The sequence below is a fragment of the Streptomyces sp. NBC_01166 genome (assembly GCF_045039765.1).
Taxonomy (GTDB): Bacteria; Actinomycetota; Actinomycetes; order Streptomycetales; family Streptomycetaceae; genus Streptomyces.
Window position 1 is genome coordinate 7520315 of record NZ_CP108613.1, and the last position, 22116, is coordinate 7542430.

The 22116-nt window shown below is 70.0% G+C and carries 23 protein-coding genes and 2 pseudogenes; 12 read left to right on the plus strand and 13 right to left on the minus strand.

Annotated elements, in window-relative coordinates:
* Positions 1 to 81: 81 nt before the first annotated feature.
* On the plus strand, positions 82 to 828 hold the full coding sequence (locus OG379_RS34005) for an NADPH-dependent F420 reductase (protein WP_405666956.1): 747 nt from the start codon (positions 82 to 84) through the stop codon (positions 826 to 828).
* A 149-nt stretch (positions 829 to 977) separates the two neighbouring features.
* Here OG379_RS34005 and OG379_RS34010 read toward each other — a convergent pair whose 3' ends face one another.
* The 3 genes from OG379_RS34010 to OG379_RS34020 form a co-directional block, all read right to left on the minus strand.
* Positions 978 to 1694 carry an NADPH-dependent F420 reductase gene (locus OG379_RS34010; RefSeq protein ID WP_405666957.1) on the minus strand — a complete coding sequence of 239 codons (717 nt, stop codon included), beginning with the start codon at positions 1692 to 1694 and terminating at the stop codon, positions 978 to 980.
* 169 nt (positions 1695 to 1863) lie between these two features.
* Positions 1864 to 2376: a flavin reductase family protein gene (locus OG379_RS34015; protein WP_405666959.1), complete on the minus strand. Its 513-nt coding sequence runs from the start codon at positions 2374 to 2376 to the stop codon at positions 1864 to 1866.
* Entirely contained in the window at positions 2376 to 3689 is a 1314-nt protein-coding gene (locus OG379_RS34020; RefSeq protein ID WP_405666960.1) for an NtaA/DmoA family FMN-dependent monooxygenase, read from the minus strand. The genes OG379_RS34015 and OG379_RS34020 overlap by 1 nt, the downstream gene beginning before the upstream one ends.
* Before the next feature lie 251 nt (positions 3690 to 3940).
* On the opposite strand from OG379_RS34020, the pseudogene OG379_RS34025 reads away from it, so the two are divergent.
* The 3 genes and pseudogenes from OG379_RS34025 to OG379_RS34035 form a co-directional block, all read left to right on the plus strand.
* Positions 3941 to 4075 (plus strand): annotated as a pseudogene (locus tag OG379_RS34025) (TetR family transcriptional regulator); the annotation flags it as partial.
* A gap of 40 nt (positions 4076 to 4115) precedes the next feature.
* Entirely contained in the window at positions 4116 to 4289 is a 174-nt protein-coding gene (locus OG379_RS34030) for a hypothetical protein (protein ID WP_405668851.1), read from the plus strand.
* Between the two features lie 341 nt (positions 4290 to 4630).
* The gene (locus tag OG379_RS34035) at positions 4631 to 6208 is read left to right on the plus strand and encodes a hypothetical protein (RefSeq protein WP_405666962.1); all 1578 of its coding nucleotides are present in this window, start codon (positions 4631 to 4633) and stop codon (positions 6206 to 6208) included.
* Between the two features lie 64 nt (positions 6209 to 6272).
* Here the strand turns inward: OG379_RS34035 and OG379_RS34040 are convergent, their stop codons facing one another.
* Both OG379_RS34040 and OG379_RS34045 read right to left on the minus strand, forming a co-directional pair.
* Complete coding sequence (locus OG379_RS34040; protein ID WP_405668746.1) at positions 6273 to 6806, minus strand: DUF1648 domain-containing protein; 534 nt, start codon at positions 6804 to 6806, stop codon at positions 6273 to 6275.
* 210 nt (positions 6807 to 7016) lie between these two features.
* Positions 7017 to 7241 (minus strand): hypothetical protein, encoded by a 225-nt coding sequence (locus OG379_RS34045; RefSeq protein WP_405666963.1) that lies wholly within the window; start codon positions 7239 to 7241, stop codon positions 7017 to 7019.
* Between the two features lie 279 nt (positions 7242 to 7520).
* Here OG379_RS34045 and OG379_RS34050 point away from each other — a divergent pair.
* Positions 7521 to 7700: pseudogene (locus tag OG379_RS34050) on the plus strand (oxidoreductase); the annotation flags it as partial.
* A 113-nt stretch (positions 7701 to 7813) separates the two neighbouring features.
* Here the strand turns inward: OG379_RS34050 and OG379_RS34055 are convergent.
* On the minus strand, positions 7814 to 8773 hold the full coding sequence (locus OG379_RS34055) for a DUF1152 domain-containing protein (protein ID WP_405666964.1): 960 nt from the start codon (positions 8771 to 8773) through the stop codon (positions 7814 to 7816).
* 204 nt (positions 8774 to 8977) lie between these two features.
* On the opposite strand from OG379_RS34055, the gene OG379_RS34060 reads away from it, so the two are divergent.
* The 3 genes from OG379_RS34060 (at position 8978) to OG379_RS34070 (ending at position 10864) form a co-directional block, all read left to right on the plus strand.
* Complete coding sequence (locus OG379_RS34060) at positions 8978 to 9712, plus strand: translation initiation factor IF-2 (protein WP_405666966.1); 735 nt, start codon at positions 8978 to 8980, stop codon at positions 9710 to 9712.
* A gap of 166 nt (positions 9713 to 9878) precedes the next feature.
* A complete protein-coding gene (locus tag OG379_RS34065) occupies positions 9879 to 10403 on the plus strand; it encodes an O-acetyl-ADP-ribose deacetylase (protein ID WP_405666967.1) in 525 nt (174 codons plus the stop codon).
* A 107-nt stretch (positions 10404 to 10510) separates the two neighbouring features.
* Positions 10511 to 10864 (plus strand): hypothetical protein, encoded by a 354-nt coding sequence (locus OG379_RS34070; protein ID WP_405668748.1) that lies wholly within the window; start codon positions 10511 to 10513, stop codon positions 10862 to 10864.
* Positions 10865 to 11083: 219 nt separating this feature from the next.
* Here OG379_RS34070 and OG379_RS34075 read toward each other — a convergent pair whose 3' ends face one another.
* Together OG379_RS34075 and OG379_RS34080 are read right to left on the minus strand one after the other, a co-directional pair.
* Positions 11084 to 11935 carry a rhamnogalacturonan acetylesterase gene (locus OG379_RS34075; protein ID WP_405666968.1) on the minus strand — a complete coding sequence of 284 codons (852 nt, stop codon included), beginning with the start codon at positions 11933 to 11935 and terminating at the stop codon, positions 11084 to 11086.
* Between the two features lie 110 nt (positions 11936 to 12045).
* Positions 12046 to 13056: an NADP-dependent oxidoreductase gene (locus OG379_RS34080; RefSeq protein ID WP_405666970.1), complete on the minus strand. Its 1011-nt coding sequence runs from the start codon at positions 13054 to 13056 to the stop codon at positions 12046 to 12048.
* 111 nt (positions 13057 to 13167) lie between these two features.
* On the opposite strand from OG379_RS34080, the gene OG379_RS34085 reads away from it, so the two are divergent.
* Positions 13168 to 13755: a TetR/AcrR family transcriptional regulator gene (locus OG379_RS34085; protein WP_405666971.1), complete on the plus strand. Its 588-nt coding sequence runs from the start codon at positions 13168 to 13170 to the stop codon at positions 13753 to 13755.
* Positions 13756 to 13782: 27 nt separating this feature from the next.
* Here OG379_RS34085 and OG379_RS34090 read toward each other — a convergent pair whose 3' ends face one another.
* Genes OG379_RS34090 through OG379_RS34110 form a run of 5 tightly spaced genes read right to left on the minus strand, consistent with a single transcriptional unit; the run spans position 13783 to position 18580 of the window.
* Complete coding sequence (locus OG379_RS34090) at positions 13783 to 15192, minus strand: purine-cytosine permease family protein (RefSeq protein ID WP_405666973.1); 1410 nt, start codon at positions 15190 to 15192, stop codon at positions 13783 to 13785.
* Positions 15193 to 15243: 51 nt separating this feature from the next.
* Positions 15244 to 16179, minus strand: coding sequence for an ABC transporter substrate-binding protein (locus OG379_RS34095; protein ID WP_405666975.1), 936 nt, complete (start codon positions 16177 to 16179; stop codon positions 15244 to 15246).
* On the minus strand, positions 16176 to 16862 hold the full coding sequence (locus tag OG379_RS34100) for an ABC transporter permease (protein ID WP_405666977.1): 687 nt from the start codon (positions 16860 to 16862) through the stop codon (positions 16176 to 16178). The genes OG379_RS34095 and OG379_RS34100 overlap by 4 nt, the downstream gene beginning before the upstream one ends.
* A 3-nt stretch (positions 16863 to 16865) precedes the next feature.
* Positions 16866 to 17516, minus strand: a complete 651-nt coding sequence (locus OG379_RS34105) for an ABC transporter permease (protein WP_362940351.1) — start codon at positions 17514 to 17516, stop codon at positions 16866 to 16868.
* A complete protein-coding gene (locus tag OG379_RS34110) occupies positions 17513 to 18580 on the minus strand; it encodes an ABC transporter ATP-binding protein (protein WP_405666978.1) in 1068 nt (355 codons plus the stop codon). The genes OG379_RS34105 and OG379_RS34110 overlap by 4 nt, the downstream gene beginning before the upstream one ends.
* A 127-nt stretch (positions 18581 to 18707) precedes the next feature.
* Here OG379_RS34110 and OG379_RS34115 point away from each other — a divergent pair, with 127 nt between their 5' ends.
* The 3 genes from OG379_RS34115 (at position 18708) to OG379_RS34125 (ending at position 22116) form a co-directional block, all read left to right on the plus strand.
* Positions 18708 to 20267 carry an aromatic amino acid ammonia-lyase gene (locus tag OG379_RS34115; RefSeq protein WP_405666980.1) on the plus strand — a complete coding sequence of 520 codons (1560 nt, stop codon included), beginning with the start codon at positions 18708 to 18710 and terminating at the stop codon, positions 20265 to 20267.
* A 95-nt stretch (positions 20268 to 20362) separates the two neighbouring features.
* A protein-coding gene (locus tag OG379_RS34120) for an IS5 family transposase (protein ID WP_331734941.1) occupies positions 20363 to 21177 on the plus strand; the annotation gives its coding sequence in 2 pieces (ribosomal slippage) (positions 20363 to 20711 and positions 20711 to 21177; 816 coding nt in all).
* Between the two features lie 39 nt (positions 21178 to 21216).
* Positions 21217 to 22116: a hypothetical protein gene (locus OG379_RS34125; protein ID WP_405666982.1), complete on the plus strand. Its 900-nt coding sequence runs from the start codon at positions 21217 to 21219 to the stop codon at positions 22114 to 22116.

The following is a 22116-nucleotide window of genomic DNA, read 5'->3' on the forward strand; positions in this document are numbered from 1 at the left end:
AGCGCCTTGTCACTTGGGTGCCGGCGCCGCATCGACCGCACCAACCCCCTCATCCCCCCATTCGATGCAAGGAGATCGACCGTGAAGATCGGCATTCTGGGCGTAGGACACATCGGCAAGACCCTGACCCAGCGACTCAGTGCCGCGGGACGCGAGGTGAAGGTGGCCAACTCGCGCGGCCCGCACACGATCGGGGCCGACGTGCTGTCCTCGGGCGGGCGAGCGGTCACCGCGGCGGAGGCCGTGTCGGACGTCGATGCCGTGCTCCTCTCGATTCCCCTGAACCGCATTCCGCAGATCGCGCCGCTGATCGCCGGTGTACCGGCCGACACAGTCGTCATCGACACGTCGAACTACTACCCGGCTCGGGACAGCCGGATCGAGGCCATCGACGCCGGGCAGGTCGAGAGCCTGTGGGTCGCCGAACAGCTGGGCCGGCCGATCGCCAAGGCGTGGAACGCGATCGGTTCCCACTCGTTCGCGGCCAAGGGCAAGCCCGCGGGAAGCTCGGACAGCATCGCCATCCCCGTCGCCGCCGACCGCGACCGGGACCGTCAGGTGGCCATGGCGCTGATCGAGGACACGGGGTTCGACGCGTTCGACGCCGGAACGCTCGCGGACTCGTGGCGTCAGCAGCCGGGAGCGCCGTGCTACTGCACCGATCTCACTCGCGAGGAGATGCCAGGTGCGCTGGCGGCGGCGGAGGCCGACCGCCTGCCCAGGCGACGCGACCTGGCCGTCGCCGCGATCCAGGAAAGGGTCGGCGACGCCATGACCAACCCCGACGCGGAGTACGGTGTCCGCCTGAACCGGGCCCTTTTCATGTGAGCCCCTCCGGGGGGCGTGCCCTGGCTCGCACGCCGGCCACGAGCAGTACACGCCCCCACTCCAAAGACCTTGGCCCCGACGTCGGTCGACGTCGGGGCCAAGGTCTGCGGGCAGCGCACGGCGTTACGGCGCTGCCCGGACACGCACTGTCAGAAGGTGCGCGCGGCCACCTTCACCCGCTGGGCCGTCCGCAGTGCCTCTTGCAGCTTGCCGGCGGGCAGCGGCGCCGCGGGGGCCTGCATGATGCGCTCGGCCGGCACATCGGGATCCGCCAGGTAGATGCGGGTGTAGGCGCCGGCCTCGGGCTCGAAGCGCCAGCTTTCGTCCAGAGTTCCGGCATCCACCGTGTCGAAGCCGAGCCGGCCGATCAGCTCGGCCGCCCGGACCTTCGCATCGGGGTCGTTGCCGGCGATGGGCAGGGCGCTGCGGTCCGGGGCCCCGGTGGGCCGGGCAAGCTGGGGGATGTGGTGGGCCAGGATGTTGTTGAACGCCTTGACCAGCAGTGCGCCGGGCAGGAGCTGCTGCTCCAGCTCGGCCGTGGTCACCGCCTCGGAGTCGAGATCGGCGATCCGGCCGTCGCGGTACGGGTAGTAGTTGCCGGTGTCCAGAACGGCCCTACCTTCCAGGAGACCGGCGGGCAGGTCGTGGTAGGCGGTCAGGGGAATGCTGAGTACGGTCGCCTCGCCGGCGCGGGCGGCCTCTTCGACGGTGCCTGCCGTGGCGCGCGGCCCCAGTTCCCCGATGAGGCCCGTCAGGCTCTGGGGACCGCGTGAGTTGGCGATCACCACGTCGATGCCCGCAGCCACCGCCAGCCGTGCGATCGCGGCCCCGATGTTGCCGCTTCCGATGATTCCCAGGGTCGGCATCGTTGCTCCTTGCTTCGTTGGTTTGCCCGGTACCGAGCGGTCCGGTCAGGTTCTCGGTGATGATCGTCCACGGCGCTGCGTGCCGGACGGAGGCAGGCGCGAGATCCGCCTCCTGGCTCGGGCCCGTGGCCAGGCCCTGGATCCCATGCCTCCTCGACGTGCCGCACGGTCACTGGGCCAGTGGTGTGTGGGCCCCGAAGGACCGCCGGTGATACGTAAGCGGTCTCAGGAATCCCTCACCCAGCTCCGCGGCCGTTACGCGGGCGAGCAGGACGGTGTGATCGCCGGCGTCGACGCAGTCGTCCACCTCGGCGGCGATCCAAGCGGCGTTATCGGGCAACCGCGGCAGTCCCCCGCTCGGCGACCAGTCGATTCCGTCGAACTTGTCGGGTCCGGAGCGGGCGAAGGCGGAGGCCAGATCGGCGTGGTGCGCACCGAGGACGTTGACGCCGAAGCGGCCGCTGCGGCGGACGACCGCCAGCAGACGCGAGCGTTCGTCCAGCGACACCAGCACCATGGGCGGCGTCAGGGACAGGGACACAAAGGCGCTGACCGTGGTGCCGTACGGACGAGTGCCGTCCAGGGCGGTGACCACGGCGACCGGAGACGCCACGGCGGCCATGACGTCGCGGAACGCCTGCTGCGCCGCGGCTCCGGATCGCAGAGAGGCACTGGTGGACATCACCGGGCCGCCGTTGCCGTGACGCGCGGGTCGAGGCCGTACTGCTCGTTGGCGTGGAGGTGGTCGCGCAGCGTGGGGCCTTCGTAGTCGAGGTGGAACAGGCCGCGTTCCTGCAGGAGGGGGACGACCTGGTCGACGAAGGCGTCGACGCCGTCGTGGTAACCGTCGATGGCCAGGGAAAAGCCGTCGCATGCCCCGGCCTCGAACCACTCCTGCATGTGGTCGGCCACGTCGGTGGCGGTGCCGGCCACGACCGGGTGGTAGTCGATGACCCCGTGGGCGAGCACGTCACGCAAGGTCCAGCCCTCCCGGGCCACCTGAAGGGCGCGGGCGGAGCGCGGGTCGTGCGGGCTGGGCACGGCGTCGGCCAGCTGCTCCAAGGTCAGCGGCTCGTCGATCTGCCCGTAACCGAGCGGCAGGCCGATCATGGCGCCGAGGTAGCGGACGCGCTGGCGCAGGTCAACGGATTCGTCCAGGAACCGGCGCCGGTCGAGGGCGGCCCGGTGGGAGGCTGCGATGGCCGGCATGAAGCCGGCGAACATCTTCACCTCGTCCGGATCGCGCCCGGCGCGCTTGGCGGCATCGCGGAGTGCCTGGCGCTGCGCCTGGCCGTCCTCGATGGTGTAGGGGTTGGCGTAGACGCCATTGGCATAGCGGCCGGCCAGCTCCAGGCCGTAATTACCGCCGCCAGCCTGGAAGATGACCGGCTGGCCCTGCTCGGAGGGCGGGATGGGCAGCGGACCGCGAGAGGCCACGTGGCGGCCCTGGAGATTGACCGGCTGGATCTTGTCCATGTCGGCGAACCGCTTGCCGTCCACGTCCAGGACCCACGCGTCCTTCTCCCAGCTGCCCCACAGCGCCTGCACGATCTGGACGACCTCGTGGGCCAGCTCGTACTTCTCCGCCCGCGGCGGGACAGCGCGGCCGAAGTTCGCCGCGGCGGCCGGGTCGGAGGTAGGGACAGCGTTCCACCCAGCCCTGCCGTGGCTGATCACATCGAGCGCCTTGAACTGGCGGGCGAGACTGTAGGGCTCGTTGAAGGTGGTCGAGGCGGTGGAGACCAGCCCGATCCGCTCCGTCTCACGCGCTATGGAGGTCATCACCAGCAGCGGGTCGATCGCGAAATGCGGGACCTGATGTTCGAGATCCACATCCAGAACCGGAGTGTCCGCAAAGAACAGCAACTGGATCTTGCCCCGCTCGGCTGCCTGCGCGTACCGCACGAACTGGTCCATGTCCGTATAGCTGCGCAGGTTCGCCCCAGGGAGGCGCCACGCCCCGGGCTCTGCTCCGTAGCCGCTGGTGAACTGCATGCACAGGAGCATCTGACGACTTGACACGACTGGACCCTCCAGATGGGACAACGAAACGGAGGGTGTCTCCGAATAATCGCCTCCGACAATACGGAGATGCCCTCCGCATTGTCAAAGAGGGCGCGTCGGGCAAGGGAAGGCGCAAGGGATGCGGAATCTCAGTCGGGGATCCCGGGGGCATGGCCGACCTCGACACCACCGCCGGCACCGAACCGTCGGGACCGTCGCTGCGCGAGCGAACGCGCGCGGCGATGCGTGCCGAGGTCAGCGATGTCGCGTTCCGGCTCTTGGCCGAGCGGGGATTCGAAAACACGACTGTGGAGCAGATCGCCGCCGCGGGCGGCCTGTCGCGTACGACGTTCTTCCGGTACTTCGGTACGAAGGAGGAACTCGTCCTGGGCAGGGTCGTCGAGTTCCGCCGTCAGCTTGCTCCCACGCCACGTCATGGTCTGCCTCTCCCGGCTGCTCGCCGCGCAGCGCCGTCGGCTCAACACCCCGCGCGGGTCGTGTGCCGTGGGCGCGTTCCGGCAGGCGGTCCTCGTGCTGCGCCACCCCCGCAACTACCGGGCATTCCTCGGCCCCGCAGCCGCCCTCTGCTAGGACTGCGAGGTCCACGGCGAGTCCGGCGGCGGCTACGGTTCCCCACGAGTGGCCGCCTAGCTCCGCGCGAACGGCTTGCGGTCAACGAGAAGTGAGTCACCCGCGTCATGCGGACGTTTTCGGCGCTGCGCGAGGAGCGGGGCCGTACGCAGCCGTCGACGACCGGTCCTGATCGATATGGCCGCACTGCCACGCCCACATGTCTGGCCGACGAGACGGCCGGATGAACGCACCACAACGCATCCCGCAGCATCCGTGGGGAATTTCCCCGCTGCACCCCTTCTGTTGGCCTGGTCCGGCTACCTTCGCCTCGCCCGGTCCGGCACAGGAGAGGTACATCCATGAGCACCCCGATCCACCGCGCCTCGACACGGCAGTCCGCGGCCGTCCTGACGTCGGCCCGGCATCGTCGGGCAGGGAGCCGGACCGGGAGTACGACCGCACGCTCGACGGAGCACGCTCTCCTCGAGATGCAGTCCCGCGCCGGCAACCGGGCCGCGACCGCGGCGGTGCAGCGCGCCCGGGACACCGGGAGTGGGAGGACGGCGGAGAACGGTGACGCGTCCGCCGGAGCGAAGAAGAACTACCGCGACCGGATCGCCGGGCTCCTCGACAGGTTCAAGAAGAATCTCGAGCCCATCGACACCTTCATCAAGGGCTTCCAGACGCCCACCAACGCGGCCTTCACCCAGCAGGCCGCCGCCGCGGCCAACGAGAGCCTCAAGCACTCCGCCGCCGCCTCGGGCACCTCCGCGGCGTCAGGGAACCTCCTCACGGAGGCCGCCGGCACCGTGGTCAGTGGCATGGACGCGTACAAGAACATGAAGGACGCCAAGAAGCACGAGACCGGAGCCGGCCACCACACGGCGAAGAAGAAGGCCAGGACCAAGGGGGCCGACACGGTCGTCGGCGCCGTCGGTTCGGGAAGCTACAGCGCCGCCATCGCCAAGGAGGTGACCAAGATTCAGAAGGCGGCGGACGCCGCGGTGGCGTCCGAGGCGAGCGGGATCGCCAGTGCTTCCATCGGTGTGGTCAAGGGTGTGCGGTCCGCATTCCGCGTCGGGGGAGCGGCCCGCAAGTACAAGCAGATCAAGGAGCTGGGGGACCCCCACCTCGTCCACGCCGGATCGCTGGCCCGGCTGAACGAGTCGCGGGAGCAGGCCGACTGGGCCGCAGCCGAGGCTTACGTCGCGCTGGACGCCTACTGGAAGGACGAGGGCCAGGGACGGCTGGAGCTCGTTTCCGAGGCCGTCGACGCCGCGTGGGAGGCGATGGGCGAAGCCCGTGACGCCGCCGAGAGCCTCCAGCGCGCCGAGAGAGACGTGGAAAAGCTGAGCACGTTGCAGGGGTACGCGAAGAAGAAGCAGCTCACCAAGATCGGCAAGGAGACGGTCGGCGGCGGGCTGGGCGAGTCCACCAAGGCCGCGGCCGGCGTCGTGACGGCGGTCGCGGCGGGAACAGCCGGGCTCGCGAGCAACCCGGTCGGATGGGGCCTCGCCGGGGCCGGGGCCGGCCTCGTCCTCGGCGTCACCGTGTACAAGGCGCTCCGCGCCGCCACGAAGCGCTACGAGGAGGTCCGCCATCCCGAGCGCTGGGGGCCACAGGGCGAGACCCCGGCGGAGGCCGCGTCCCGCAAGGAGTCGCTGCAGCATGCCCTGAAGTTCTGGAAGAAGGTGTCGAAGGGCGAACGCCAGGCCATGGCGCGCGAGATCTACGCCTTGGCGGCAGGTCCCGACATCTCCGGGAGCGGCAATACGACGGCCGAGATGCGGGAGTCCGCCAGGGCCCTGCTCATCGCACTCAAGTCCGGCCCGGCCAAGCACAATCTGGAGCCGGAAGCGTGGGCCGAGAGCCTCAACGACCCCGCGCGGACGGCCGGTTGGATAAAGGAGATAGCGGAGCAACTGGCCTCGGGGTGACCAGGAGGCGCGGCCGCTGTGGACGCCCGCCTGCGTGGTCGCTGGTCCTGGACCGCCGACCGGCTCATCGCTTCCGGTCTTTCACTGCCGCGGCGATGGTCACCGCGGTGCCGGCAAGGAGCGGCAGGGTCATCGCCGCGAAAAACCACGCGGGCACGTTCGGATCCGGCGCGGACCGCCAGAGTATTCCGCAGCCCGCGAGGAAGGAGATGCCGATGCAGGTGTTGAACAGCAGCAGAGCGCGCGCGACCCGGTGGGCCGAGGCCCGGCTGCTCGGCCTGTTGAGCAGGGGTGAGGTCGCCTGCGCGGCGGCGAACGGCGAAGCGTCGGAGTCCGGCAGCTCATCGAGCGGTGTCACTCGTAGTGTCAGTTCCGCGCATCCGGCCATCAGGATCGTTGTTCCCGCGTACACAAAGACCAGCAGGAACGCGCTGCCGATCGACCTGTCGGTCCAGGCGTTCACTCCGTCGACCCCGATGTGCTTCGGTATCCGACCCGGCAGGTGCGGGTAGCGGAGCGCTCCCCAGGTCGCCGCCCCGATGAGCAGCACGGCACTGGGGATCAACCACATCCGGACAGAGGGTGAAGAGAAGGCCATGTGGTCGATCATCCGATGGGCGCTCGAGGTTGGGAAGGGCTCGCAGCCGCTCGCACGGTGCCCTGATGCCCCACCGGGTCACTTTCACCTGGCCCGTATCCGGGGGCGAAATCGGGGGAGTGGGTGCAGGACGCGGCCGAGTGGGCGGGGAAGCCGGCCGGACCCGGTTCCAGCTTCTGCCGCTGATCCGTCGAGCAGGCGGCCCCGGGCTCAGGTGACATTCGACGAAATCGCTGCCGCAGCCGACGTCGATGTCGTCCTCGGCTTCGTGTGGGGCGCTCCCGCCGCCGACACCATGCTTCCCATGCTCACCGCCCGTTCCGACCGCTCCGCCCCGTTGACCTGGATCCAGATCGGCTCCATGGCGGGCGCGTCCGCCCCGATCCCTTCCACGGCGCTGCGCGCGGCCCGGCTGAGGATCGTGGGCAGCGGCATCGGCTCGGTCTCTCCCCACCGAACTGCCCGAACCGGCGAAAGCGGTGACCGAGGGCGCCATCGACGTCCAGGCCCGCGCGGTGCCGCTGGCCCGGATCGCGCAGGCGTGGTCCGAGAAGACCGGCGAGCGTCTGGTCCTCGTGCCCTGAAGCCCTCGGCAGACCTCCCACCTCACTGTCCCGGCTGCCTGCCACCCCTTCACTCGCAGGCGGCCGGACGAAGACCAAGGAGTGAGTCACGCAGAAACGTGCGCTGGTCGTGGGCCTCGGTATCGCGGGTATGTCCGCGGCCGTAGGACTGCGCCGGGCCGGGTGGACACCGGTGATCATCGAGCGGGCGCCCGAGCGCCGCACCGGCGGCTACTTCATCAACCTGACCCCTGAGGGCGTGAAAGCGGCCGGAGACCTCGGCCTGGACACCCTGCACACCCGCTACCCCGAGCACGGGACCACCTGGTCGTCGAGGAGCGCTTGGACGGCTGTGCGTGCGCCGGCGGCGAGCTTGCGCCTCGGAGTCCGGAAAGACCGTCGCACAGCTGCGGCTTCAGACAGCGCGCGTCCGCACGTCCTGCCTCAGTGCGGGAAGCGGCGGGGCGGGCGAGTCACTGTGGATTCGCGGAACTCGGCTATGCGCGAATGGACTTGGCGCATCAGGTAGGTGTCCTCGATCCGGTCCAGGTACAGACAGCGGGCAGCCAGGCCCGGGAGGTCGAAGGCGAAGTACAGGGACATCAGCGGGTTCACGAACAACTCGCTGCCCCGGGTGCGATCGGTGAACCGGACGTCCCCGAAGGAGCCGCGCACGGCTGCCGCGATCGACCCGTTCACAATGCTCGGGTGCTGTGGGGTGTGCTGCTGAGCGTGCTCCACCGCGTCAAGGTAGAGGGCGCCCTCGCGGGTGGCGCGCGGTATCGAGAACGCGCCGAGGTATGCGCCGTCGCGCTCCAGGGCGGCGATGTTCTCCAGTACGTGCGAGTGGTTGACGCCGTGGTAAGCGTCCACGCCGAACCCGACCGACACGACGAGGCGGGTCGGTATGTCGTCCAGCGCTGCCAGCGCCGCCACGCTGGCCAGATCCTCCTCCGGAGTGCCGAGCCCGGCTTCGTCACCGCGCATCAGGATGTCCGTACCGCCGTCGACAAGCACCACGGCGTCGATCCGGTGCAGCTCGAGCAGTGCCTCGTAGGCCGAGCGCAGGGGACGCACCCCGGTCTGGGGGAAGGCGTACACGGTGGACGGGTAGTCGTGTTGGTGCAGCCACTGGGCAAGGGTCCGCTCCGGGAAGTAGCTCTGGTGCGGGGCGGAGCCGGGAGTGACGGCGGCCAGGTCGGGGGCAGCCCAGTCATCGGTCGGCAGACCTTCGAGCGCGCTGAATGAGAGGTTCGCGAGATGCACCTGCTTGCCTTGATGCAGGAGGGAGAGAGCCAACGGCAGGCCGGAGTAGATGTCGAAGCCACCTCCCGCGCCCGCGACGAGGATCCGTTCGGCATCTGCGAGCCGGGTGAAAAGCGGGTTCGAGTGAAGGGGCGTCATGCCGATCATTGTCCAGGCCCGGCGCCCCCGGCACCCCTGAGTTGTCTTCGCGGCGACGGAGCCATGGAGTAGCCGGACTCTCGGCTTCCGGCTCTGTGATCCCTCCTCGACCGCGTCGGCTTCGAGTGGTGAGTACGATCACGTACGCCGGTGTGAGTACGCGAGCGGTTGCCCGCCGCACGCGGCGCCGGAAAGGGTGACCCCATGCGCCGACTGCTGCTGCTCGCACCGTTGTTGTTGTTCACCGCCGCCTGCGGGGTGGTGCAGTCCTCCGAGGGCGAGGCGACCGATGCCGCACGGGAGGTGGCCGGGAGCGTGGGTCAGCGGCTCTACGGCCAGCGTCCGCGCACGGCGGAGGAGGTCGGACGCGCTGCCTCCGGCATCGACGGGGTGGAGGTGATGCGGTTGACGGGTACCTCGACACGCGACGGGGACGGCGTCGACGTGGTCGTCCGCACGTCCGGCTCGGCGTACAACGGATGGTTCGACGTCGAGGAGGTCACCGTGCGGCGCTGTTTCGAGGTGCGGGTGTCGCCCGAGTCGGAGTGGCGTGAGCAACCCCGCGACGTGGACTGCCCGGATGGCCGTTCGCTGACCTTCGCCCCACCGCCCGAACCGCCCCGGCTGCCGTACGAGGAGCTCCGCGCGAAACTTCCCCGGGTGCCGGAGCGCGGCCGCGTGGACGAGGCCGAGGTACGGCGGGTGCTCGCCGCCCTGGACATGAATCCGGCGATCCGTACCGAGGTGAAGGCCGACGGCGGCCGGGTCGGCGTTCTCCTGTCGGTGAAGGGCAACGTCTTCGACCCGCAGGACTGCCTGCTCGCCCGCGTGGGCCCCGGCGCCACCGAGGTGTGGACCCCGCCCAGGATCCAGCGGATGCGCGGAGAGGGCGGCTGCACCGTCGGCAACGCCCTGAACCCGGCACCGGCACCGCACTGAACGGGGTGCCTGGTGGTACGTCGCGCTGCTGGCCGGACCGCGCCACGAGCGGGCCGGGCGATCGGACAGCTTGCCCCGCTGAGTGGCGCGGGCGGATCCGCGCACGGACGGGGGCTGCGACGGCCGTGGCTCAGCGTCCTCTCCTGGCAGGCGGCAGTATGGCCGCATGACGACACGACCGACGATCACCCTCGTACGCGGGGACATCACGGAGCAGCACGCCGACGTCCTGGTCAACGCCGCCAACTCCTCGCTCCTCGGCGGCGGTGGGGTGGACGGCGCGATCCACCGGCGTGGCGGGCCCGAGATCCTCGCCGCCTGCCGCGACCTGCGGGCCTCGCACTACGGCAAGGGACTGCCGACCGGGCAGGCGGTGGCGACGACGGCCGGCCGGCTGAACGCGGAGCACGTCGTCCACACGGTGGGCCCGGTCTGGTCGAGCACTGAAGACCGTTCCGCATTGCTGGCCTCCTGCTACCGGGAGTCCCTGCGGGTGGCGTCGGAGCTGGGGGCCCGGACGGTTGCCTTTCCGGCGATCTCGACGGGCATCTACGGCTGGCCGCTCGACGACGGGGCCCGGATCGCCGTACGTACGGTCCGCGAGGCGGCGCTCCCACCGATCACCGAGGTCCGGTTCGTGCTGTTCGACGAGGAGGCGTACGCCTGCTTCGACCAGGCGCTGAAGGAATAGGGCGAGTTGCGTCGGCTGGGCTTCGGCCTGGCCTCACGGGCTAACGTGACCCCGTGGAATCTGACACCGGAACGTTCCCGCCTCACCCCATCAGGGGTGTCCGAGCCGTGTACGCGCGGCAGGCAAGCTGTCCTTCCGACTTCGCGGAGGTCACCGTGGACTTCGAGCCGTGGGAGGCGGGCCTCGTCTTCGAAGCGGCCGCTGATCTGGCTGTCGACGGCGACAACGATCCGGAGTGGCAGGCCGAGTGCCGGGCCGCTGTCGAGACGGGTATCCGCGACGAACTCACCCGGTCAGGGGCCGGGTTGTCTCCGGCGGCAGCGGTCGTCCTGCGGCGCATGCGCTTCCACCCGGTCGACTCCCAACCGCGGGCGTTCCTGCAGGCCGGCCGTCTTGCTGTCCGCAACGCCCTGGCAGCGGCCCACCGGCCACCGCAGGCGGCAACGGAGCGCCGGGGCTGACGACGCGCGAACACTCGCTGCCGGCCCTGCTCAGCGTGCGGCGACGCCGCGCAGAGGCGGCGGCAACCGCCACCGCCAGTGGAACAGGCACGGCTGCGCGCGCTGCGAGAGGGCCCGGCCGACGGACACCGTCAGCCCCCCCGTGCTTCCCATGGCGGAAGACCACGGGCGAGCACCGACACGCCCATCGGTCCGGGAAGGCGACCAGGACGGCCCGCTTCAGCGCGTGGCCGTGGGCACCACCTCTCCCGAGAGGGGCAGCCCCAGCCCCGCCACGGCGCTGGAGACGAGGCGGGCCATCTCGACGGCTCCTCGCTCCTGGAAGTGGGTGTCGTCCTGCACGCCGTCGGGGAAGTTCGGGTACTGCCCGGCGTTCAGCCACAGGAAGATCCGCTTGGACGCCTCCACCCCGACCCCGTCGAGGTAGGCCCGGCTGGCCGCCGAGAGATCGACCAGCGCGGCTCCCTCCTCCCGCGCCACCGCCCTCGCGGCGTCCACGTACGCGGGGAACGAGACGTTGAACTTCCCGGTGGAGGCGTTGTAGGAGCGCCGTGACACGGGTGTCACCACGACCGGCGTGGCGCCCAGGGACCGGGTCGCGCGGATGTAGTCGTTGCGCAGGTACTCCTTGTAGTCGGCGGGCGGCGTGTAGCGCTCGGCATTGCCGACGGTCGCGTCGTTGTGCCCGAACTGTACGAAGAGGTAGTCGCCGGGTTCGATCACGTCGTGGATCGCGGCCAGCCGCCCCTGCTCGATGAACGACCGCGAACTGCGGCCGCCGATGGCACGGTTGGCGACGGTGATGTTCGAGGTGAAGTACGAGGACAGCTTCTGGCCCCACCCGGCCTGCGGGAAGTAGCCCGAGCTGTACGTCTGCGCGGTGGAGTCACTCGCGATGTACACGGCGCCGGTCGCCGCCGCGCTCCTCCCGCCGCCGGTAGCGGACGAGGTGACGGCGGCGGCGGTACCGGGAACACCCAGGGCGCCCGCGACGCCGGCACCGAGCGCGCCCGCGGCGCCGAGGAGCAGGTGTCGGCGGCTGGTGCTGCTGACCGTGGCTGTACGGCTCATCTGGCCTTCTCCGTGGGTTCGTCGAGGAATCGTCGAAGTCCAGTGGCAGCAGGCGCGGAAAAGGTTGCCGGGTCCGGCTGACGTAGGCGTGAGGGGCCCTGGGCCGAGGGTCAGTCGACCGTGAGCACGATCTTGCCCTGGATATGTCCCCTGGCAGCGCGTTCGTGGGCGGCCCGGGCGTCCGCCAGCGGAAACGTGCTGTCGATCGCGACGCGGACCGTGCCCGTGTCGAGCAGGCGACCCAGTTCGGCGAGCTGCGCGCCGTTGGAGCGGACCTGGGTGCCCGTGACCGTGACGCCCAGTTTCGTGGTTTCTTCTTCGTCGAACTCGCCGAAGAACACCGGGAACTGGGACCCGCCGCGCTTGAGCGTGCGCAGGAAGCGGCTGCTGTGAGGACCGCCGACGGTGTCCAGGACGAGGTCGACGCCGCGTACGAGTTCCTCGGGACGGCCCCTGGTGTAGTCGATGAACTCGTCGGCGCCGAGATCGCTCAGGAACGATTCGTGCGCGCCCGATGCCACGGCGATGACGCGCGCGCCCTTCCACTTGGCCAGCTGCAGCGCCAGGTGCCCCACGCCGCCCGCCGCACCGTTGACCAGCACCGTGACGCCGGCGCCGAGTGGCACCGGGCGGTGCCGCGCCGCCTGGAAGGGCGAGGGATGAGCGTGTCCGAGCTCGATCAGGAACTGCCATGCGGTGAGCCCGGCCATCGGCGCCCCTGCGGCGTGCACGTGATCGATACCGGCCGGCTTGAGGGCGAGGTCCGACGCGGGCGCGGCCACGTACTCCGCGTACGTGCTGCCGTCGAAGCTGGGGAAGCGGAGGAGGCCGAAGACCTCGTCACCGACGGAGAAGCCGTCCACATCCGCCGCGACGGCCTCGACGACGCCCGACAGATCCGTCCCCGGGATCACGGGAAGGCCGAACTTCGGCCTCGTCTCCGGAGGCAGGTTGGACATCCCGTCGCGCAGGTACCAGTCCGGCGGATTGACGCCGACCGCGTGCACGCGGACGAGCACCTCACCCGGCCCCGGCTCGGGCATCGGCACCTCGTCGTAGCGAAGGACTTCGGGGCCGCCGTGCTCGTGGAGCCGGACCGCCCTCATCGTGTGTGTCGGCATCGTCATCTCCTGCCCGCGCTGCGGGATAGGCTTATCCGGATCGGCGATCCGAATAAGCGGATCACTGGTACGAATATATGGACCACCGATCCGGATAGTCAAGGGGAACAGATGCGGGCCGACGCCAGGAAGAACCGCGACCACCTGCTCGCAGTGGCGGGCGACGCCCTCGCCGAACAAGGCGTCGACGTGTCCCTGCGCGACATCGCGCGCAGGGCGGATGTCGGGCTCGCGACGCTGCTGCGTCACTTCCCGACGCGCGAGGCGCTGCTCGAGGCCCTGCTCCGGACGAGCTTCGACGAGCTGACGGCGCGGGCGGCCGAGCTCGAGACGTCGAGCTCGCCGGCAGACGCTCTCGTCTCATGGCTGCGCGACTGCGTCGCGTGGACGACCGAGTACCGGGGCGTGACCGTGCTGATGGCGGCCGCCATCGAGGACACCGAGTCCGCACTCCATGCTTCGTGCGTCACTCTGCGCGCGGCCGGCGCCCGGCTCCTCACCCGCGCCCAGGCCGCAGGCGTGGCGCGGACCGACATCGACGGGGCCGACCTGTTCGCGTTGGTGGCGGCGCTCGCCTGGCTCGGCGATCAGCCCTCGCTCGCGCCGCGCGCGGACCGCCTCTTCGGGGTTGTCGCGGGCGCGGTCCTCACGGGCGCGGGGAGCAGCGATGCCGAGGAGGAAAGAGGGGCCCGTAGCTGACGGATCAGCGATCGGCGGCTTCCGGCCTCAGGGGTTCTGCGGAGAAGCCAGGGTGTACCGCGTCTCCTCCGGGACGTGGGTCGTGTCCCGGCGTGCCAACAGCCAGTACAGGGCCGCCGGGACAGCCAGGCCCACGATCCAGGAGATGTCCGCGCCGCCCAGCGGGTCCGCCAGCGGCCCCGTGTAGAAGTGCGTGACGAGGAACGGGAGCTGGGCGAGGATGCCCACCGCGTAGACGACGAGGGCGTCCCAGCGCCAGGCGCCGTAGCGGCCCTCGGGGTCGGACAGCGCCGGTATGTCGTACCGCTCCCGTGAGATCAGGTAGTAGTCGACCAGGTTGATCGCCGACCACGGCGTGAAGAACGTCAGCAGGAACAGCAGGAAGTCCTTGAAGGACGTCAGGAAGCTGTCCTTGCCCAGCAGCGCCACCACCGTCCCGGCCACCATGATCAGTGCGATGTACGCGCTCCTGCCGCGCTGCGACAGCGTCTTCTGGCCGCGGAACCCGCTGATGCTGGTCACCATCGACATGAAGCCGCCGTAGGTGTTCAGCACGTTGATGGTCAGCTTGCCGAGCGCGATCACGAAGTACAGGAACGAGGCGATCAGCCCTGTGCCGCCCAGACCGACGACGTACCCGACCTGGTTCGCGAGGAATGCCTCCCCCGAACTCGCCGCCACGAGCACCCCGAACGTCATCGACCACTGCGAGCCGACGGCCGATCCCGAGAGGGTCCACCAGAAGGTGGCCCGTCCCGACGTCGTACGCGGCAGATAGCGCGAGTAGTCCGCGACGTACGGCCCGAAGGCGAGCTGCCAGGATGCCGAGAGGGACACCGCGAGCAGGAACATCGGCAGGTCGAAGTGGGCGTCACCGAGCAGCGCCGACAGGTCCACGCGTTCCAGGAGGCGGATGCCCAGGTAGATGAACGCGAGCGCGCAGACCACGCTGGCCACCCGCCCCAGGACGTGGATCACCCGGTAGCCGACCGCCGCTGTCACGGCCGTGACGAGGGCGAAGACGACGATGCCGGTGGTGTCGTCCGTGTGCGTGAGCTCCGCGGTCGCCTGTCCGGCGAGGACACTGCCGCTCGCGAAGAAGCCCACGTACATGAGGATGACCAGGAGGAGGGGGACGACCGCGCCGCGCACCCCGAACTGGGCGCGGGACTGGATCATCTGGGGCAGGCCGAGCTTCGGGCCCTGCGCGGAGTGCAGGGCCATGACGGCGCCGCCGAGTAGGTTGCCGAGCAGCAGGCCGACGACCGACCACACCACGTCGCCGCCGAAGACGACGGCGAGTGCGCCCGTGACGACCGCGGTGATCTGGAGGTTGGCGCCGAGCCAGAGGGTGAACTGACTGAACGCTGTCCCGTGCCGTTCGTCGTCAGGGACGACGTCGATGGAGCGCCGCTCCACCAGGTCTTCAGCTGCCATGACTCGTGTACCTGGCCTCTCGGTGGTGTGTCCTGCCGCTCGGTCCGGCGGCTACTTCTTCTTGATCCCGTGCTCTGCCGCCCAGTCGTGCGCGACGTCCTCGGGGTCCTTCTTGTCCTTGTCCACCAGACGGTTGAGCTCGGTGAGGTCCTCGGTCGTCAGCGCGCCGCCGAGCCGGGCGAGCGCCTTGCGGACCGTCGAGTCGGCCTTGCGGTCGGCGATGAGCGGGACGACGTGCTGGCCGGGGACCAGGTTCTTCGGGTCTGTGAGGACGACCCAGTGCTCGGCGGCGATGTCGGTGTCCGTGGTGAAGAGGTTCGCCACGTCGACGTCGCCCTTCCTCAGGGCGCCCTTGACCAGCGGCCCCGAGGAGTCGAGGGACTTGAACTCCTTGAACTCCACGCCGTACACGTCCTTGAGGCCCACCGCGCCCACCGTGCGCTTCTTGACCTCGGGCGCCGCGCCGATGACGAGCTTGCCGTTGTGCCCGGCGAGGTCGGCGAGGGACTTGAGGCCGTACCTCTCGGCGGTCTCCCGGGTGACGACGAAGGCGTCGGAGTCCTCCGCCATGCCGTAGGGAAGGATCTGGAGGCCGCGCGGCAGGGCCATGGCGAGGGCGTTCTGCATCTCGCCCTCCTCCGTGGCCTTCGCCTCGGCGTCGAGGTAGTGCAGCAGGGCGCCCTGGTACTCGGGCAGGAGGTCGATGTCACCGCCCTCGAGGGCGGGTATGAGGATCTCGCGGGTGCCGAGGTTGGGGCGGACCGTGGTCTTCACGCCGGCTGCCTCGAGCGCCGCCGCGTAGAGATGACCCAGGACCTGGTTCTCGGTGAAGTTGGCGGTGCCGATGGTGACGCCGCCCTCGCTGGAGCCTCCGCCTCCTCCGCCGGATCCCTGCCCGTCGAGAGAGGTGATGCCGCTGCTGCAGGAGGCGAGCGCGGGGACGGAGGCGGCGGCGAAGAGCCCGCCGAGGAGAGTTCTGCGGTTCATCGTGCTTGCTCCTGGGCCGACTTGGCGGGGCGATTACGGAATAGGGTGCGCTGGAGCGCGGAGAGCATGAGATCGAGTACGACGGCGACGACCGCCACGAGCACGGCGCCCCCGAGCACCTGCACGAGGTCGCGCTGGGCGAGCCCGTCGAAGACGTACCGGCCGAGCCCGCCGAAGGAGACGTACGCGGCGATGGTGGCCGTAGCGACGACCTGGATGAGCGCGAGCCGGAGCCCGGTCATGATCAGTGGGAGCGCGAGGGGCAGTTCGACCTGGAGGAGGACCTGGTGCCGGCGCATGCCCTGCCCGCGCGCCGCGTCCCGCACCTCGGGATCGACGGCGGTCATGCCCGCGTACGTGTTGGTGACGATGGAAGGCACGGCGAGCGCCACCAGCGCGATGTAGACGGGCCACATCGACAGGCCGCTGGCGAGGAAGACCAGCACGACCAGGCCGACGGTGGGCAGCGCCCGGCCGAAGCTGGAGAGGTTGATGGCGACGAACGCGCCGCGCCCGGTGTGACCGATGAGCAGGCCGATCGGCAGTGCGATGGCGGCGGCGACGAGGGTGGCGAGCAGCGAGTACTGGAGGTGCTCGGCGAGGCGGTGGCCGATGCCGTCCGCCCCGGCCCACTGTTCGCCGCTGACGAGCCAGGCGCCGAGGTTCTTGAAGAGTTCGTACACGGGTCAGGCCCTCTGCTTCTGCCGGCGGGTCCAGGGGGTCAGGACGTACTGAAGGGCGACGAGAAGCGCGTCCGCGACGAGCGCGAGGAGCAGGGTCAGGACGACGCCGACGATCACGGGGGTGGGGAAGTTGCGCTGGAACCCGTCCGTGAAGAGCTGACCGAGTCCGCCGTCGCCGATGTACGTGGCCACGGAGACGAGGGAGATGGCCATCACCGTCGCGATCCGCACCCCCGCCATGATCACCGGGAGGGCGAGGGGCAGTTCGACCGTGAGCAGGGTGCGCAGCGGCCGGGAGCCCATGGCCTTCGCGGCTTCCTTCGTCCTGGCGGGGACGGAGTCCAGGCCTTCGACCGTGTTCCGCAGGAGCACGACGAGTGTGTAGATCGTCAGGCCGATGACGGTGGTGGTGCGGGTGAGACCGCTGACCGGCAGGAGGAGCACGAAGACGGCGATGGAGGGGATGGTGAACAGGACGTTCGACAGGCCGAGGAGGAGCCCGCGCAGTCTGCGTACCCGGTGCGCGACCACAGCCAGGGGGAGCGAGACGATCAGGCCGAGGAGTACGGCGGTGAGGGCGGCCTGGAGGTGGGAGAGGGCCAGGGTGGTGAGGTCACCGGTGTGGTCGGCTGTCCACGACCAGTCGAAGGTCATGCGACCACCGTGCTTGCCTCGCTGTGCACGTGCCCCGCGTGGTCGTGGATGTCCCCGCGGGACGTCACGCCGGTGAGGACGCCCTCCGCGTCGACCCGGGCGACCAGGCCGCTCGGCGCGGCGATCGACTCGTTGAGAGCCGAGAGGAGCGAGTCCGTGTCCCGCAGGGGCCGCACCGGGGTCTCCGCATGTGTCTCGCTGTCGCGCCAGGCCAGCGGCTTCCGGGCGGGGTCGAGGGTCAGCTGCCAGCGGGAGTCCAGGGGCGCGGGCCCCTGGGGAACCTGCGCGAGCGTCGACAGGGACAGCAGCTTCAGCCCTCGCTCCGCGCCCAGGAAGTCCGCGACGAACTCGTCCGAGGGCCGGGCCAGGAGCTCGGCGGGGCTCGCGCACTGGACGAGGTGGCCGCCGGTCCGGAAGACGGCTATGCGGTCGCCGAGCCGGACGGCCTCGTCGATGTCGTGCGTGACGAAGACGATGGTCTTGTTCAACTCTCTCTGAAGCCGCAGGAGTTCGTCCTGGAGCTGGGTGCGGACCACGGGGTCGACAGCACCGAACGGCTCGTCCATCAGGAGCACCGGCGGGTCCGCGGCGAGCGCGCGGGCCACGCCGACCCTCTGCTGCTGGCCGCCGGAGAGCTGGTGCGGGTAGCGCTTCCCCGCGTCGGTGGACAGGCCGACCGTGTCCAGGAGTTCCGCCGCCCGCGTCCGCGCCTTCCTGCGGCCCCAGCCGAGCAGCAGCGGCACGGTCGCGATGTTGTCGAGGACGGTGCGGTGCGGGAAGAGCCCGGACTGCTGGATGACGTAGCCGATGGAGCGGCGAAGCTCGGCGGCGTCCTGCTCCAGGACGTCCTTGCCGTTGACCCGGATCGTCCCGGAGGTCGGATCGACCATCCGGTTGATCATGCGGAGCGTCGTCGTCTTGCCGCAACCGGAAGATCCGACGAGGACGGTCACGCCCCCTTCCGGCATCTCAAGGGTGAGGTCGTGCACCGCGGTTGTGCCGTTCGGGAAGCGCTTGTGGACCTTGTCGAATTGGATCATGAGGAGTCCCTTGCCCGGCTGCATATCATCATGCAGAGTTCTCGGTGACTGAATAGGTTGTCAATAGCTGGTCGCCGCTCAGGCGTAAATCCCTGGTTACGAGTGGCCGTAAGGCAAGACGGGGCGCCCGATTGAGGAGGAATTACGAGTGATGTCGTCTCGTATGGTGAACGGCGCGGCCGACGACAGCGGTGCGGTCGTCGTCCTCGACGGCCGCGGACTGATGGTCGCAGATGTCGTACGCATGGCCGAATCCGCGGCGAAGCCCGTTCCTGCAGCAGACGGGATGAAGCGCGTCGAGGCGTCCTGGGTCGCCGCACGGGAGATCGCGTCGTGGGGTCGTGTCTACGGTCGCTCCACCGGTGTGGGCGCTAACCGGAATGAGTCCGTGCCGACGGACGCCGCAGCCGACCACGGCCTCCGGCTGCTGCGCAGCCATGCCGGGGCGATCGGCGACGAGCTCCCGGCGCGGCAGGTCCGCGCCATGCTGGCGGTCCGCGCCAATCAACTGCTCGCGGGAGGCGCCGGCCTGCGCCCCACCGTCGTCACGGCCCTCTGCGAGGCGCTGGAGACGGGTGCCTACCCGAAGGTCAACGAATTCGGCTCGGTAGGCACCGGCGACATCGCCGCGCTCGCGCAGATGGGCCTCGCGCTGGCGGGCGAACACCCCTGGCGGGGACCGGGGGCGGCCCCCGGCCCGCAGCCCCTCGACAACAACGACGCCCTCGCCCTGATCAGCAGCAACGCCCTCACCCTCGGCCAGTCGGCGCTCGCGGTGCACGAGCTGCGTGGCCTGATCGCGGCCACACAGGTGGTGGCGGCGCTGTCCCTGATGGCGACCGACGGTTCGTACGAGGCGTACGCACTGCCCGTGCACGAGGCGCGGCGGCACGCCGGTTCGTACGCCGTCGCGGAACGCATGCGACTGCTGCTCGGCGCGCCCGACCGCCCCACACCACCGCTCGGCCGGATCCAGGACCCGTACGGCTTCCGTTGCGTGCCGCAGATCCACGGGCCCGCGCACGACGCGGCGGACGCGCTCGAAGACGTCCTCACGGTCGAGATCAACGCGGCGGCCGAGAATCCGCTGATCTCGGCGGACGACATGGCGGCCTACCATCATGGCGGCTTCTACCTCGCTCAACTCGCCCTGTCGCTGGACCATTTCAGGCTGGCTGTGTCACAGGTGGCGCGCCTGTCGACCTCACGCCTCTCCACGCTCAACGAACCGGGCTTCACCCGTCTGCGACCGTTCCTCGCGGACGGCGAGCCGGCCTCCTCCGGCGTGATGATCCTCGAATACGCGGCCGGGGCGGCGCTCGGCGACCTGCGGGCCTTCTCCGCGCCCGCGTCGCTCGGTCACGCGGTGCTCTCGCGGGGCGTCGAGGAACAGGCCAGCTTCGCCTCGCTGGCGGCGCGCCAGACGCTGCGGGCGTGCGAGGCGTACCGGCTCGTCGTGGGCTGTGAACTCGTCGCGGCCGTGCGTGCGTTGCGGCAGCGCGACATGCGGCTCGACCCCGGGCTGCCCGTCGGGCGCGCCTTCGAGCTGGCGGACTCGGTCCTGGAGGCGGAACTGGCCGACCGGCCGCTGACGGACGATGTGACCCGAGCGGCGGGGCTGCTCGATCGCTTCACCGAGCTGTGGCTGGGCCTCGGGTCCGGGAGCGGAACGGCATTCGACGCGAAGGGTGTGGTGAAGGGGGCGCCCTGAGCGGCAGCCGCGTCGTCACTGGCCGATGCCTCTCCATCCTTGCCGATTGTCACTAAGACCGTGTCCTACATGGTCAGTTGGCAGTTGTGCTGGGTATGGGGAGTGGACGGTGGGGATGGATCGTTCCGGACGGACTCTGGGAGATAGCGGGGCCGTTGCTGCCGCCGGCCCGAGTTCGCCCGCAGGGCGGCGGGGTCGCGAACATCGATGACGAGGCAGTCTTCGCGGCGATCATCTACGTGCTGGTCAGCGGGTGCGCTTGGCGAGCCTTGCCCCCGTGCTTCGGGGCGTCGAAGTCGACGGTGCACCGTCGCTTCGTCATCTGGTCGAGAGCCGGGGTGTGGGGCCGGCTGCATCAGAAAATTCTCCAGCTCCTGGACGAACAGAACCTGATCGACCTGTCCCGGGCGGTCCTGGACTCCGCACATATCCGCGCTAAAAAAGGGGCGAACTTGCAGGTCCGAGCCCCGTGGACCGGGGCAAGCCAGGTTCCAAGATGCACGTCCTGTCCGACGCGGACGGACTGCCCCTACGCGTCGGACTCTCCGCGGCCAACACCCACGACAGCCAGGCCCTGAAGCCGATGCTGTCCCATTTCCACATGGGACACGAATCCCACGCGACGGAATCCAAGCCCCGCCGGCTTCACGCAGACAAGGCGTACGACATCCCCCACCTGCGGCGATGGCTCTGGGGCAAGCACATCGGGGTCCGCATCGCACGCAAAGGCATCGACTCCAGCGAGCGGCTCGGCCGGCGCAGGTGGGTCATCGAACGCACGATGTCCTGGCTGACCGGCTACCGCCGACTCAACCACCGCTACGAACGGAAACCAGGCAACTACCTGGCCTTTCTCGGACTGGCAGCAGCTCTCTGCTGCTACAAACGATTCCTCAAACTGACCATGTAGGACACGGTCTAAGTGACACAGTGTCGTGGGGAGGCGCGAGTGGAAAGGGTGACACCGCGCCATGGACGACGACGAAGCGCGGCTCAGGGGGGATGGGCGAGCAGCGACTTCCGCAGCAAGGAGAGCTGCGCCGAACCGATCGTCACGCAGGGCGTCGTCACCTTGATGACCGTGCTGCGCAGCTGGCCCCGGCAGAGCTCCATCGAGGACCACCTCGCCGCCGAACTGGTCGGGCTCCGCCATGGGGCGCCGCCCGTCGACCTGGCCGACGAGATGCTCGCGATGAAGATGATCCGGCTCGCCGACACCGAGCCGGCGCTCCGTACGGCGTGGTTGATGGCCTGCGACCAGGTGGAGCGCCAGATGTGCGGCACCATCGGCGACCGCCTCGGCCGTCCGGCGGACGACCTCGAGGTGCGGCTGCACGCCGCCGCCACCGCCTCGGGCGTGCGGGTGCTGGACAAGCACATCGGTGCCGCCCTCCTCGCCGGCGCCGACCTCACGGAGTTCACCGACGTGGCGGCGGTCGCCCGGCGGTATGCCCATGCGATCCGCACGGCCACCAGCGAGGTCGTCGGCGACCCGTCGTCTGAGGACATCAGGGCCGGAGAGGCCGGGGAAGCGCGTCGCGCCGAGAGAGGGAAGGTCGCACAGGACGGCGCCCGGCCGCAAAGCGATCCGTTCCTCGCCGAGGTGTGGAGCGATCTGCCCGAGAAGCGGAAGGGCTGGCTCTCGTTCGTGCGCAACAAGGCTCACCGGGAGCAGGCGTTCGAAGCGCTTGCCGCGCGGTACGACGGCGTCGTGCCCGGCCTGCGCAAGGCGCTGCGTGACTCGTACCCGTCGAGCAGGCGGTCGGAGGCGGCTGGGGAGCGTGAGCTCGGGCCCGCGCTGCCTTCGGCTTGCGCGTGGCAGGCGCCCATCATGGCTGGATCTTGGTGA